The sequence below is a fragment of the Streptomyces phaeochromogenes genome (assembly GCF_001418655.1).
In the GTDB taxonomy this organism is placed as follows: Bacteria; Actinomycetota; Actinomycetes; order Streptomycetales; family Streptomycetaceae; genus Streptomyces; species Streptomyces phaeochromogenes.
In genome coordinates this window covers 1-12,388 of sequence record NZ_LIQZ01000370.1, presented here as the reverse complement: position 1 = coordinate 12,388, position 12,388 = coordinate 1, and the positions used below count along the sequence as shown (strand labels likewise).

Sequence of the window (12,388 nt, the reverse complement as noted above, 5' to 3'; positions counted from 1 at the left end):
CCACCCTCGGCGGCACGGTCGACAACACCGGCGCCCGGGAGTACGGCCGGACGCCGCTGCACGTCTCCAAGTCGGGCTCGACCCTCTTCGAGGGCACCCCGGACGAGCAGTCGGTGTGGATGTCCCACGGCGACGCGTGCAGCGCGGCCCCGGAGGGTTTCTCGGTGACGGCCTCCACGGACGTCGTCCCGGTCGCGGCCTTCGAGAACGACGAGAAGCGGCTGTACGGGGTCCAGTACCACCCCGAGGTCATGCACTCCACGCACGGCCAGCAGGTGCTCGAACACTTCCTGTACCGGGGCGCGGGCCTGACCCCGTCCTGGACCACCGGCAGTGTGATCGAGGAGCAGGTCGCCGCGATCCGTGAGCAGGTCGGCGACAAGCGCGCCATCTGCGGTCTGTCCGGCGGTGTGGACTCCGCCGTAGCCGCGGCCCTCGTGCAGAAGGCCATCGGTACCCAGCTGACCTGCGTGTACGTCGACCACGGTCTGATGCGCCAGGGCGAGACCGAGCAGGTCGAGAAGGACTTCGTGGCCGCGACCGGCGTACAGCTGAAGGTCGTGGACGCGGAGGAGCGCTTCCTCACCGCCCTCAAGGGGGTCAGCGACCCCGAGGAGAAGCGGAAGATCATCGGGCGCGAGTTCATCCGCGTCTTCGAGCAGGCGCAGGCCGAGATCATCGCGGACGAGGGTCCCGAGGTCGCCTTCCTGGTGCAGGGCACGCTCTACCCGGACGTCGTCGAGTCCGGCGGCGGCACCGGCACCGCCAACATCAAGTCCCACCACAACGTGGGCGGGCTGCCGGAAGACCTCGAGTTCAAGCTGATCGAGCCGCTGCGCAAGCTGTTCAAGGACGAGGTCCGGATGGTCGGCCAGGAGCTCGGCCTGCCGGACGAGATCGTCCAGCGCCAGCCGTTCCCCGGCCCCGGCCTCGGTATCCGTATCGTCGGCGAGGTCACCAAGGAACGGCTCGACCTGCTCCGCGAGGCCGACGCCATCGCCCGCGAGGAGCTGACGGCGGCCGGCCTCGACCGCGAGATCTGGCAGTGCCCGGTCGTGCTGCTCGCCGACGTCCGCAGCGTGGGCGTCCAGGGCGACGGCCGGACGTACGGCCACCCGATCGTGCTGCGGCCCGTCTCGTCCGAGGACGCCATGACCGCCGACTGGTCGCGCCTGCCGTACGACGTCCTCGCAAAGATCTCGACGCGCATCACGAACGAGGTCGCGGACGTCAACCGGGTCGTCCTCGACGTGACGTCGAAGCCGCCGGGCACCATCGAGTGGGAGTAGTCCCCCGGCCCCGGATGTCCCCGGGGCTCACGTCCGCTTGAGAGTCCGCACCGGCTCTCCGGGCTTCCAGATCTCGACGACCAGGTACTTGTCGTCCTCGACGTAGGTCCGTACGACCTCCGTCAGCTCGGTGCGGAAGAGGTGGAACGGCTCCGGCGGTTCCACCTCTTCGGCGTACCGGGCGCGCTCCGCCGGGTCCTCGACCTCGACGGCCCGGCCCGCGATCCGTACGTCGCCGCCCGCCATCTCCGTGCCGGGGCCCGGATTGGCCTGCAGGGCGAAGCGCGGGTCGCGGCGCAGGTCCAGTGCCTTGAGCGAGTCCGGCATCATGCCGAGCCACAACTCCCCGTTCAGGAACCGGACTTCGAGTCCCGAGGTGCGTGGCGACCCGTCCTTGCGGAGGGTCGCCACGATGTGGTGCGTGAAGGCCGCGAACCGGTCCTCGACGGTCTTGGCGAGGTCCGGTTCCGCGGCGGTGAACGCTGCCCAGTTCGATGTCCTGCGGGTCGATGTCGTCCGAGTCATACGACGAGTCTTACGCCGATACCCGACATCTTCTGTCGCCTTTGCGGCAGAGGAATTCCCGGGCGGGCGGATCGCTCAGATCAGCCCCGCCGACCGCAGCCGCCGGGCCAGCCGGTCCTTCCGTAACACCTCCAGGCGCAGGAAGACCGCGAACACCGCGGCCATGGTGGCGCTCGCGGCGAGCGAGGCCCTCCAGCCCGCGGGGATCAGCAGCAGCGCCATCAGGGCCGCGCTGGCGGTCATGAAGACGGCCTTGCGGCGCCAGTCCAGGTCGTCGGAGAGCGCGTCGAACTCGATACGGGCCTTGAGCAGCCCGACCGCGGGTGCCACGTCGGGCAGCGGTTTGAGCGTGCCGGGGCGCATGCCCGGAGCGCGGCCCGCGGCGAGGCGGCCGAGGGCGGCCGTGCTGCGTTCGCGGGCCTCGGGGCGGGGGTCGCGGGTCAGGCGGACCTGGAGTGTCTGGCCGAGTCTGTTCGTCTCCTCGTAGCGGAATCCGTACTGCACGGCGATGTAGGTGAGCGCGGCGAGGCGGCGGGGGGACCCGCCGAGGTCGTCCAGGACGACCACGTCGCGCGTGGCGATCTGTCTGAGCATGCCTGTGACAAGGCGCTCGTTTCTCTTCATGGGCGGGTGGGGGGTGCGGTCGCGGGACGCGGTCCGCGCAGCGTAGGGGGGTGACTGCGCACGGGGGTCCTCCAGGGGGCGTCGGTGCAGGTGCCCGACCGAATAGATTGGCTCCGGACAGGCAGACCAGCGACCCCGTGCAACGGTTGTGCACTCTCTTCACGAACATCTCTGTTCTCCTGCGCTGACCGCCGGTAACTTCCCGCCCGTAAACACGTACGGAGTCCGTACCTCAGGGCTGGAGGACATATGCACGGGCCCACACCGCCCCTGCCGCTTCCCACCGACCGGCTGCGGTTCGCCATGCCGCCGATGCACGAGTCGCTGGACGACGAACGGCGGCACCGCAAGGAACGCCTCGCGGGCGCGCTGCGGCTCTTCGGCCGGCTCGGGTTCGAGGACGGGGTCTCCGGTCACATCACCGCGCGCGATCCGGAGTACAGCGACTGTTTCTGGGTCAACCCGTTCGGAATGCCGTTCAAGCACGTCACGGTCAGCGATCTGGTCATGGCCAACGAGGACGGGCAGGTGATCGAGGGCCGCTATCACGTGAACCAGGCGGCGTTCACCGTGCACGCCCAGGTGCACGCCGCCCGGCCGGACGTCGTCGCGGTGGCTCACTGCCACTCGGTGCACGGCCGCGCGCTGTCCGCGCTCGGCGACCTGCTCGACCCGATCACCCAGGAGAGCTGCGCCTTCTACGAGGACCACGCGCTGTACGACGCGTACTCGGGGGTCGCCGTGGACGCCGAGGAGGGGCGGCGGATCGCCTCCGCGCTCGGCACCCGCAAGGCGCTCGTGCTGCGCAACCACGGGCTGCTGACCGTCGGCGACTCGGTGGACGCGGCGGCCTGGTGGTTCCTGTCGATGGAGCGCTCGTGCCAGGTGCAGCTGACCGCGTGCGCGGCGGGCCGTCCCGTACTCATCGACCACAAGCAGGCGGTCGCCACGCGGGAGCAGCTCGGCGGCGATCTGGTGGCGTGGATCAACTACCAGCCGCTGTGGCAGGACATCAGCCGCAGCGAACCAGATCTGCTGAGCTAGCCCGGTCTTCCCAACCAGACCCTCTCGATCAGAAGGCCCGAGTCGGAATTCCCGAGTCGCCCGTGTCAGAAGCCCCGCAGCACCGCCGCCTTCGTCGTCGCGAACTCCTCGTCCGTGAGCACCCCGTCGCGGTGCAGTTCACCCAACTCCCTGAGGCGGCGCAGGAGTACGTCGTGGTGGCCCTGCCGGGGCAGCTGCGGTACGGCGTCCTCGGGGGCGGCCGGGAGGCGGGGCGGGTCGCCCTGGGCGTACTCGCCGGACCGGGTGGACGGGTGCGGGAGGCGGGCCATGACCGCGGTGGCGACCAGCGCCGTGAGCAGATCGCGGCGGGCGCTGCCCCACAGGTCGAGGGCGAACGGGTCCTTCTCCGGCGGCAGTTTGGAGAACACCGAGTCGCGCGTCACGAAGCGCAGGAACCCGTCCTCGTAACCGGAGTTGGGCAGCCACTCCACCTGGACCAGGTCCGGCAGGTCGATGATGCGCGGGCCGGTCGCGCGCTTCACCCGGTCCGAGGTGTCGCTCCAGTCGATACGGACCTGGGTGCCGTCGAAGGACACCGTGCCGTCGCTGGAACGGACCGAAACGGGGACGGGCGGGCCGGGCACGAGGTAGGTTCTGGCCGGTTCCTTGGGAATCTCTTCGAGCAGCAGGGCGCGCCGGATCTCCTCGGCGACGTACTCGGCGACGCCCGAGCGGTCGATGTCCACCACCAGCCGGTACGGGTCCGCGGGTTCGGGCAGGCGGCCTCCGGTCGCCTGGAGCAGCGGGTCGGCGCCCTCGCGGAGTCTCAGGCGCAGGCGGCCCCGCTTGCGTTCGGGTTCGTAGGCGACGCCCGCGACCGCTTCGAGGGGCACGGCGATCTCTCCGTACGTCTGCCGGAACAGCGGCACGGAGCGGTGCAGTCCAGGGGTGATCCGGACCGTGCTGCCGTCGAAGGCCCAGGTCCCGTCGCGCTGGATGATCTCGGCCATACGGGAATTCTCGCAGCCGGGTCAACACGGGGGTGGGCGGTTCACCCGCGCTGACCAGACCTGGCGGACGCGCGGGGTGTGGGGTACGGCACAATGCGCTGTCGTCGCGAGGCAGTTGTGCGGCTGCGCAGATGTGCGGGGGTTGATTGTGCGACCGGGGCCCTGGGGGCCGGTGGTCGTGCCGCTGTCCGTGGTGCGGCGGTGGCGTGCGAACGTGGCATATCGGTAGGGCGTGCGGTCGGTTCGGTGGAGCGTGCGTCGGTTCGGTGGGGCGTACGGCCGGTTCGGTGGGCGTGCGGCAAATGAGGGTTCGACCCAATGGTCTGGAAGGCGGCAACGGGCGTGGCGGTGCAGGAGACTGGACAGGGCGCGGGGCGTGACGCCGGGCGCGGCGCCGGTCGGAGCGGGCACGAGGGGGGCTGCACCTGCGGGAACTGTCCGCACGGGGCGCGCGAGGGGCATCGGCGTGCCGTTGCCGAATTCCTTTCCAAGCGGGACGAATTGGCGTCCGGGCGAGGGCTGCCCGCGGCCGTCGCGTACTCGGCCGGGGCGTCGAGGCAGTGGGTCTCGGACGAACTGACCCAGTCCGCGGACGTCGTCGCGGAGCGCGGGCGGGCCGAGGGCGAGGTCTGGCTCGGCCTGGTGTGGCGGCGAACCGTCATCGCCGTATGGGGAGTTGTCGTCGTTCTGCTCCTGGTGCAGACGCTCACCGCGATCGGGGCGGGCTGGACGGCCGCGCGGACCGCGGGGCTGGTGGCCGCGGTGGTCGTGAGCGCGCTGCTGACCGGCGCCTCGTGGTTCCACCGGGCGCGGGGCGGGGTGCTGGCGCCCGTCATCGGCGAGGACAACCGGCTGTCCACCTCCCGTGCCGTGGCGGTCGGCTGGGTGCTGTTCGTCGTCTACGCCGTGCTCGTGCTGGCGGGCCGGCTGGCCGGAGCGTCCTCTCCCGACGAGCGGGACACCCTGATCGCCGGGCTCGACCTCGCGCGGGGAGCCGGGATCGTGACCGTGCTCGCCGTCGTGTGCGCGATCGCCGTGCTCGTGCGGCGGGTCGTGGGGCTGCGCGTCCTCGGGCAGCGGCTGCAGAAGGTACGGGCCGACCGGCCCCGGGCCGCGGATCTCCTCACCGACGACTCCGGCCGCGGCAGCTTCGCCGACATCCAGTACGTGGTCGTGGGCGCCGTCGCACTCGTCTTCGCGGCGGTGCGGCTGGCCCGGCGGCCCGAGCAGCTGCCCGATCTGCCGTGGGGGCTGGCCGTGATGGTGCTGGTGTCGGCCGCCACGTACGTCGCCGGGAAGTACGCGGAGGGCGGGCGGCCGGTGATTCTGTCGGTCGTGCGGGCGCGCGAGGCGGGCGATCTGGACGCGCCGATCCGGACCGGCGACGACATCGAGATCCGGGGCGCCGGATTCGTGCCGCCCGGCGCGCAGGGCGCGGACCGGCTGTCGCGGATGGTCGTGCGGATCGGGGCCGTGCATGTGCACGTGCCGCTGGTTCCGGTGCCCGGCGGGTTCAGCAACCCCTCCGACGCGGTGCTCACCGTGCCGGTACCGGCGGATGTGGAGCCCGGGCGGGTGGACGTACAGGTCGTCACCGCGGCGGGGCTGGAGACGAACCGGGTGGGGATCGATGTGACGGAGTGACCGCGGTGCCCGGCCCACGGCTCCCGCCCGCCACTCGCATGGACGTCTCTCCGGTGGACAGCCCGCGGATGCGGATCCTCCGTTCCCGTACGGGCTCAAAAGGGGATGTTCAGGGGGACCTGGTGAAAATTTGTGCGTCCGCTCTTGAGCGGGAGCCCGCCGTCGTACGTATCGTCAGTTGAGGGGTGAACCGTTCGGCGGCGGCGAGAGGCGGCGGAGAGCGATGGCTCACGGCATGCGAATGGACACGCACTCCGGGTACATGGACGACGGCGGCGGTGACTGGCGGGACGCCGCGACGCGCTACGCCCTGCTTCCGCTGCGGGTCTTCCTCGGTGTCACCTTCATCTACGCGGGAATCGACAAGCTGACCGACAGCGCCTTCATGCACGACGCGGGGGCCGGGTCGGTCGGTGACCTGATGCGGACGGTGCGCGACTCCTCGGCCATTCCGGCGCTCGTCGATCTCGCCCTGAAGAATCCCGTCGGCTTCGGCTATGCCATCGCCTTCGGTGAGCTCGCGGTGGGTATCGGCACGCTGATCGGTCTCTTCGCGCGTCTCGCCGCGTTCGGTGGCGCCCTCATCTCCCTCAGCCTCTGGCTGACGGTGAGCTGGGCGTCGGACCCGTACTACTACGGCAACGACCTTCCCTATCTGATGGCCTGGCTGCCGATCGTGCTGGCCGGGGCATCGGTGTTCTCGGTGGACGCGATGATCCGGTCCCGGCGAAGGCGCCGGACGAGCAGCGCCTACTAGGCGCTCCGCCGCCGGCCGAGGTGATCGACCCGCGGGCCGGTGGGGGCCGGCCGCGCCAGGCGGCGGAGCCGCCGCAGATCTCAGAGCCCCGCGCCCCTGAAGAGGCGCGGGGCTCTACCGCATCGCGCTTCCCCGCAGCCGCAGCCGCCGGGGCCGGCCGCGTCGGTGTGCCTGTGCCGGGCTGCGCGAGGGGCTACAGGCCCGGTATCTGCTCGTCCGCCCGGGAGTCCTGAGTCTCCCGGGCAGGAAGCGCGCGGCGCCGGCGGCGGCGCATCGCGTGGGACAGGGTGCCTGCCGCGGCTGCCAGGCAGAGGCCGACCGTGACGAGGGGGATCACCACGAACCACGGGGTGTCCCAGGCGTCGCCCGCGTCTCCGGCGTAGACGACGGCCGTGAGGGTGAGGAAGAGGCCCGCGACGAGCCGGCCGGGCTGGAACTCATGACGTGCCACGGGTGACCTCCGCCTGTCCGATGCCGACTTCGAGGGTGAGGTCGAACGTGCCGCCTGCCTTGTCCTTGTCCTTGTCCGCGGGGGCGAGTGTCACCTGCTTGTGCTTGCCCGGGGCCACGTCCACGTCCTGCTTGTCGTCGCCCGGCAGCTGGATGTCGCCGACGCCCACTTCGATCACCAGGTTCACCGTCACGTCCTCGGGCAGGATCACCTTGAGCTGTCCCATCCCCACCTCGGCGTTCGTCGTCACCGTCCGGCCCTCGGCGAGGTCGATCCGGCTGAGATCGAGCGTGCCGACGCCGGTGCCGAGGTTGTAGTGCTCCCGTACGGCGGCTGCCGTGGCAGGTTTCCAGTCCGTACGCACCCAGTGGGTGCTGATGTCCTTCGGCAGGGCCGCCGAGCACGCCAGCAGGCCCGCCGTGACGATGGCGAGGAAGATCGACCCCGCTCCGGTGCGACCCCGGAACGCGCTGACCGCTATGCCCAGGCCGAGCACGCCGAGCGCGCAGGCCAGGCCGGTCTGCAGGCTGTCGCCCAGTGCGCGGTCGTCCCAGGTCAGGCGCGTACCGAGCAGGCCCGCGAGGAGTGCGAACAGGAACACCCGGCCGCCGATCGAGCGGGGTCCTGGCGGCTTGGGCGCCCGGGTCCGTATGTCCCGGCCGTGGCCTCCGCCGTGCGCGATGGTGATCGCCGCCGCGATGTCGCGCTCGCGCACGTCCTTGGGGCCCCACAGATAGCCCGTGCCGCCCACATACGTGCCGTCCTTGACGATGGGCTCGCGCCACCAGGAGGGGAACGAGGCGGGGACGGGCGGTGCCTGCGCCTCCGGCGGCGCGTCGGCGACGGCCTGCGCGGCGAGCGGGTCCGGGTCCTCCGTGGCGCGCTGCCGCGACCAGTACCCGGCGCCCGCGAGGAGCAGCGAGAGCGTCGTCGCGAACGTCAGCACGCCGCTGTTGGTCAGCATGGAGAGGAACACACCGCAGCCGACCAGCGCGAAGAGCACGCCCGCCAGCGCCTGGCCGTCGACGCGGCCGGTGAGGAGCTTGCGCACCTCGTTCTCGTCCTCGTCGTCGTTCGGGACGAAGAGCCAGGCGAAGCCGTAGAAGATGAGGCCGAGGCCGCCGGTCGCCGAGAGCACGGCGAGCACGATCCGGAAGATCACCGGGTCCATGTCGCAGTGCCGCCCGAGCCCCGCGCACACACCGCCCAGCATCTTGTGCCGTGGGTCGCGGCGGAACTTCCGCGGGACCTCTGGCTCACCGGGCTCCCCGGGCGGGACCGGACTCCCCGGCGTGCGCGGCTCCCTGGGCGTGCGCGGCTCCTCACCCGCGGTCGTCCGGGCGCCCGCCGCGGGCACGGTGTCCTGCGGCTCCGCCCCCGGGATTCCGCTCCCGGCCGGGCCGGAGCCGGGTCCCGGACCCGGCGCGGCGTGCTGGTGATCTGTCATGTGTCCATGGTGACGGCCGCGACGGCCGGACGGGAGTCGGTACGACCCTGGCCGAACCCTGAAATCGACCCTGGGCCGGACCCTCACGCGGTGATCACCGAGGGGCTCCGTGCCGATCCGGGCGAGACCCCCGGGCCGAGTCGGAGGAGACCCCCGGGCCGATTCGAAGATCAGGGGAGTCTAGGGGGTCGACCCTGATGCCCGGCGCCGCCCGGCATGTGAACATCGATGGCATGCCGGAAGCCGCAACCCTGACCGTCGAGGACCCGCGGCCGCCGCGCAAGCTCTACCGCAGCAGTGACGGACGCTGGCTCGGAGGGGTGGCGCGGGGGCTCGCGGGCCATCTCGGGCTGCCCGTGATCTGGGTGCGGCTGGTCTTCGTCGGCCTGATGATGGCGGACGGCCTCGGCGCGTTGCTGTACGCGGCGTTCTGGTTCTTCGTCCCGCTCGGCATCGGCGGTGTGGACGCCGAGCGGCCCCCCGCCCTCGCCACCGAGACCGCGCCGGACGGCCGCCGCAGACTCGTCGCCCGCAAGCCCGACAAGGGCCAGATCGTCGCGCTGCTCGCCATGGTCGTGGTGGCCCTGATCTTCGTCGGCAATGTGGACCTGAGCGGCGGAGCCAAGGCCTACCTCTGGCCCACCGTCCTCGTGGGCGCGGGCGTCGCCCTGGTCTGGCGCCAGGCGGACAACGCGCGGCGGGCCCGCTGGATGGAGGTCGGCCGCCGCAAGCGCACGATCACCCTGCTCCGCTCCGCGGCCGGCGTCCTGCTCGTCGCCACCGGCGTCTCCGCGATCTTCGTCCTGCAGGGCTCCGCGGCCCACCTCGGCTCGGTCCTCCAGGCCGCGCTCGCGGTCCTCGTCGGCATAGCGCTGCTCGCCGGCCCGTATCTCGTCCGCATGACCCAGGACCTCTCCGAGGAGCGCCTGATGCGCATCCGCGCCCAGGAGCGCGCGGAGGTCGCCGCCCACGTCCACGACTCGGTGCTGCACACCCTGACGCTGATACAGCGGAACGCCGAGAACGCGAACGAGGTCCGACGCCTCGCCCGCGCCCAGGAGCGCGACCTGCGCAACTGGCTCTACAAGCCCGAGGGCACCGGCAAGGACGAGGACGACGAGCCCGGCACGCTCGCGGAGGCCGTGAAGCGCAACGCCGCCGAGGTGGAGGACAAGCACGGCGTCCCCATCGAGGTCGTGGTCGTCGGTGACTGCCCGCTCGACGACCGGATCGGCGCCCAGATGCAGGCCGCGAGGGAAGCCATGGTGAACGCGGCCAAGTACGGTGGCGAGGGCGGCGCGGTGCAGGTCTTCGCCGAGGTCGAGGGGAGGACCGTCTTCGTGTCGGTCCGCGACCGCGGTCCGGGCTTCGACCTGGATTCGATACCCAACGACCGCATGGGCGTCAGAGAATCGATCATCGGCCGCATGGAGCGCAACGGCGGTACGGCGCGGCTGCGCGCGGTGCCGGACGGCGGCACGGAGGTCGAGCTGGAGATGGAGAGGGCGGAGACATGAGCGACGCGAACGAACCGACCGGAGCGGTCGAGCCGGACGCCGGCACGACCGGCGCGGGCACGGCCGGCGGCCCTGCCGCGGCGACCGGTGCGGCAGGTTCGGCCGGAGCCGGCGCGCCGTCCGGAGCCACTACCGCCAACGACCCTGCGGGCGCCCCCGATCCGGCGGGCTCCGCGCCCGGGCGACACGTGCGCGTGGTCCTCGTCGACGACCACCGCATGTTCCGAACGGGGGTCCAGGCGGAGATCGGGCAGACCGAGCGGACCGGCGTCGAGGTGGTCGGCGAGGCCGCCGACGTCGACCAGGCCGTCACGGTCATCACGGCGACCCGGCCCGAGGTCGTCCTCCTCGACGTGCACCTGCCGGGCGGCGGCGGGGTCGAAGTCCTGCGCCGCTGCTCGCCGTTGATGGCCGACGCCGAGCAGCCGGTGCGGTTCCTCGCGCTGTCCGTGTCGGACGCCGCGGAGGACGTCATCGGTGTGATCCGCGGCGGCGCCCGTGGCTACGTCACGAAGACGATCACCGGCACGGACCTCGTCGACTCCATCTTCCGCGTCCAGGACGGCGACGCGGTCTTCTCGCCCCGCCTGGCCGGCTTCGTCCTCGACGCCTTCGCCTCCACCGACGCCCCGCCCGTCGACGAGGACCTGGACCGCCTCACCCAGCGCGAGCGCGAGGTCCTGCGCCTCATCGCCCGCGGGTACGCGTACAAGGAGATCGCCAAGCAGCTGTTCATCTCCGTCAAGACGGTCGAGTCCCATGTCTCGGCGGTCCTGAGGAAGCTGCAGCTGTCGAACCGGCATGAGCTGACGCGGTGGGCGACGGCGCGACGGCTGGTCTGACGACATCTGGCGTCATCTGACGTCAGGGGTTCACGGCCGCGTTCGAGGGGTTCCTTGAGGCTGCGTTCACGGCCACGGCCTTGAAGAACGTGTAGTGGAACGTGCCGTCCGGGTCCGCCGTGCGGCGCAGGTCCGCCAGGCCGTGGTCCCAGTCCGCCGGGGTCATGAGGCCCCCGGCCAGGGCGTCCTCCCGTACGGACTCGATCATCGCGATGAAGGTGTTGCGGGTGAAGCCCTCGACCAGGGCCGGGCGGGAGCTGTCGGCGTAGACCGGCAGGGGACGGACGTCGACGTGTTCGTACCCGGCGGCGGTGAGAAGCGGGTGCAGTTGACGGCCCAGCAGGGCGTTTCCGCCCGCCGCCTGCTGGAGTCGGACCTGGCAGTCGATGGCGGCGTGGGCGTACGCGCTTTCGGGGTGGAAGAACGTCGAGCCGTGGTCGCCCTCGATGACGGTGAGGGTGCCGCCGGGGCGCAGGACGCGGCGCAGTGCCGTGAGAGCCCGCCGCGGGTCGGGCAGGTGCTCAAGCACGAAACAGACGAAGACATGGTCGAACTCGGCGTCCTTGAAGGGGAGTTCGAAGAGGTCGGCCCGGTGCCAGGTGACCAGGGCGTCCGGGGCCTGGGCCGTGACGCGGGCGCGGGCCTGGGCCAGCGAGGCGGCCGAGATGTCCACCGCCGCGAAGCGGGCCTCCGGGCTCGCCGCGACCAGGTGCACCGTCTGGGCGCCCACCCCGCAGCCCACCTCCAGGACCTTGCTGCCTCCGGGGTAGGACGTGCCGAAGTGGAGGAGGGACGCGAGGGTGTCGGCCTGGTCGCCGAGACGGCGGGACTCGTGGGGGGAGTAGCCGTGGACGTAGTCGGTGAGGTTGGCGCTTGTGGTCATGACTGCGAGCCTCGTCCGAGAATGGTCCTGTGGACAGGTCCAAAGAGGCTGCTGTTGAAGGGGCCATAGGCGGGGCTTCGGAGTTGGGCTCGGGTTCGGGTTCGGTCAGCCCCGGTTCCGGTTCGGGGTCTGCTTCCGGTCCGGTCGTCTCCGGCTCCGACTTTCTCCAACTCGATGTGCGCGAGGCGCCGTTCGGCGGGCGGGCCGAGTGGCTGGCCGGGCAGTTGCGGCAGGCCGTCGCCGACGGTCGGTTGCCGGTCGGCAGCCGGCTTCCGGCGACTCGGGTGCTCGCCGCGGAGTTGCGCGTCTCGCGCGGGGTGGTGACCGAGGCGTACCGGCGGCTCTCGGAGGAAGGGCAGGTGGAGGGACGGGGGACTGTCCCTTATACCCATCT

General features: G+C 71.7%; 13 protein-coding genes. 7 read left to right on the top strand and 6 right to left on the bottom strand.

Features of this window, described 5'->3' with window-relative positions; genetic code table 11:
* Positions 1-1,289 (top strand): glutamine-hydrolyzing GMP synthase (gene guaA / locus AOK17_RS38335; protein WP_245697629.1); only part of this gene is annotated, 1,289 nt, incomplete at its 5' end.
* Positions 1,290-1,316: 27 nt separating this feature from the next.
* On the opposite strand, the gene AOK17_RS38330 is transcribed toward guaA, so the two are convergent.
* Both AOK17_RS38330 and AOK17_RS38325 read right to left on the bottom strand, forming a co-directional pair.
* Positions 1,317-1,814 (bottom strand): pyridoxamine 5'-phosphate oxidase family protein, encoded by a 498-nt coding sequence (locus AOK17_RS38330; protein ID WP_055617230.1) that lies wholly within the window; start codon positions 1,812-1,814, stop codon positions 1,317-1,319.
* A 75-nt stretch (positions 1,815-1,889) separates the two neighbouring features.
* Complete coding sequence (locus tag AOK17_RS38325) at positions 1,890-2,408, bottom strand: hypothetical protein (protein ID WP_055617229.1); 519 nt, start codon at positions 2,406-2,408, stop codon at positions 1,890-1,892.
* A 279-nt stretch (positions 2,409-2,687) separates the two neighbouring features.
* Between AOK17_RS38325 and AOK17_RS38320 the strand changes: the two genes are divergently transcribed.
* Complete coding sequence (locus tag AOK17_RS38320) at positions 2,688-3,482, top strand: class II aldolase/adducin family protein (protein WP_055617228.1); 795 nt, start codon at positions 2,688-2,690, stop codon at positions 3,480-3,482.
* 65 nt (positions 3,483-3,547) lie between these two features.
* Here AOK17_RS38320 and AOK17_RS38315 read toward each other — a convergent pair whose 3' ends face one another.
* Positions 3,548-4,453 (bottom strand): DUF4429 domain-containing protein, encoded by a 906-nt coding sequence (locus AOK17_RS38315; RefSeq protein WP_055617227.1) that lies wholly within the window; start codon positions 4,451-4,453, stop codon positions 3,548-3,550.
* 342 nt (positions 4,454-4,795) lie between these two features.
* Here AOK17_RS38315 and AOK17_RS38310 point away from each other — a divergent pair, with 342 nt between their 5' ends.
* Together AOK17_RS38310 and AOK17_RS38305 are read left to right on the top strand one after the other, a co-directional pair.
* Complete coding sequence (locus AOK17_RS38310) at positions 4,796-6,097, top strand: hypothetical protein (protein WP_079053516.1); 1,302 nt, start codon at positions 4,796-4,798, stop codon at positions 6,095-6,097.
* Positions 6,098-6,332: 235 nt separating this feature from the next.
* Complete coding sequence (locus tag AOK17_RS38305) at positions 6,333-6,854, top strand: DoxX family protein (protein WP_079053515.1); 522 nt, start codon at positions 6,333-6,335, stop codon at positions 6,852-6,854.
* A 193-nt stretch (positions 6,855-7,047) separates the two neighbouring features.
* Here AOK17_RS38305 and AOK17_RS38300 read toward each other — a convergent pair whose 3' ends face one another.
* Together AOK17_RS38300 and AOK17_RS38295 are read right to left on the bottom strand one after the other, a co-directional pair.
* The gene (locus AOK17_RS38300) at positions 7,048-7,305 is read right to left on the bottom strand and encodes a hypothetical protein (RefSeq protein ID WP_055617224.1); all 258 of its coding nucleotides are present in this window, start codon (positions 7,303-7,305) and stop codon (positions 7,048-7,050) included.
* Positions 7,292-8,752 carry a PspC domain-containing protein gene (locus AOK17_RS38295; RefSeq protein ID WP_055617223.1) on the bottom strand — a complete coding sequence of 487 codons (1,461 nt, stop codon included), beginning with the start codon at positions 8,750-8,752 and terminating at the stop codon, positions 7,292-7,294. Before AOK17_RS38295 ends, AOK17_RS38300 begins: the two co-directional genes overlap by 14 nt.
* A 233-nt stretch (positions 8,753-8,985) precedes the next feature.
* On the opposite strand from AOK17_RS38295, the gene AOK17_RS38290 reads away from it, so the two are divergent.
* Together AOK17_RS38290 and AOK17_RS38285 are read left to right on the top strand one after the other, a co-directional pair.
* Positions 8,986-10,269, top strand: coding sequence for an ATP-binding protein (locus AOK17_RS38290; protein WP_055617231.1), 1,284 nt, complete (start codon positions 8,986-8,988; stop codon positions 10,267-10,269).
* Positions 10,266-11,111: a LuxR C-terminal-related transcriptional regulator gene (locus AOK17_RS38285; protein WP_055617222.1), complete on the top strand. Its 846-nt coding sequence runs from the start codon at positions 10,266-10,268 to the stop codon at positions 11,109-11,111. The genes AOK17_RS38290 and AOK17_RS38285 overlap by 4 nt, the downstream gene beginning before the upstream one ends.
* 22 nt (positions 11,112-11,133) lie before the next feature.
* On the opposite strand, the gene AOK17_RS38280 is transcribed toward AOK17_RS38285, so the two are convergent.
* The gene (locus AOK17_RS38280) at positions 11,134-11,994 is read right to left on the bottom strand and encodes an L-histidine N(alpha)-methyltransferase (RefSeq protein WP_055617221.1); all 861 of its coding nucleotides are present in this window, start codon (positions 11,992-11,994) and stop codon (positions 11,134-11,136) included.
* Between the two features lie 83 nt (positions 11,995-12,077).
* On the opposite strand from AOK17_RS38280, the gene AOK17_RS38275 reads away from it, so the two are divergent.
* Positions 12,078-12,388, top strand: a 311-nt coding sequence (locus tag AOK17_RS38275) for a GntR family transcriptional regulator (protein ID WP_157881483.1), incomplete at its 3' end; no start/stop codon positions are given.

Coding starts and splice junctions, on each gene's coding strand:
- AOK17_RS38330 (WP_055617230.1), bottom strand. CDS start 1,814: ATGACTCGGACGACATCGACCCGCAGGACATCGAACTGGGCAGCGTTC.
- AOK17_RS38325 (WP_055617229.1), bottom strand. CDS start 2,408: ATGCTCAGACAGATCGCCACGCGCGACGTGGTCGTCCTGGACGACCTC.
- AOK17_RS38320 (WP_055617228.1), top strand. CDS start 2,688: ATGCACGGGCCCACACCGCCCCTGCCGCTTCCCACCGACCGGCTGCGG.
- AOK17_RS38315 (WP_055617227.1), bottom strand. CDS start 4,453: ATGGCCGAGATCATCCAGCGCGACGGGACCTGGGCCTTCGACGGCAGC.
- AOK17_RS38305 (WP_079053515.1), top strand. CDS start 6,333: ATGCGAATGGACACGCACTCCGGGTACATGGACGACGGCGGCGGTGAC.
- AOK17_RS38295 (WP_055617223.1), bottom strand. CDS start 8,752: ATGACAGATCACCAGCACGCCGCGCCGGGTCCGGGACCCGGCTCCGGC.
- AOK17_RS38290 (WP_055617231.1), top strand. CDS start 8,986: ATGCCGGAAGCCGCAACCCTGACCGTCGAGGACCCGCGGCCGCCGCGC.
- AOK17_RS38285 (WP_055617222.1), top strand. CDS start 10,266: ATGAGCGACGCGAACGAACCGACCGGAGCGGTCGAGCCGGACGCCGGC.
- AOK17_RS38280 (WP_055617221.1), bottom strand. CDS start 11,994: ATGACCACAAGCGCCAACCTCACCGACTACGTCCACGGCTACTCCCCC.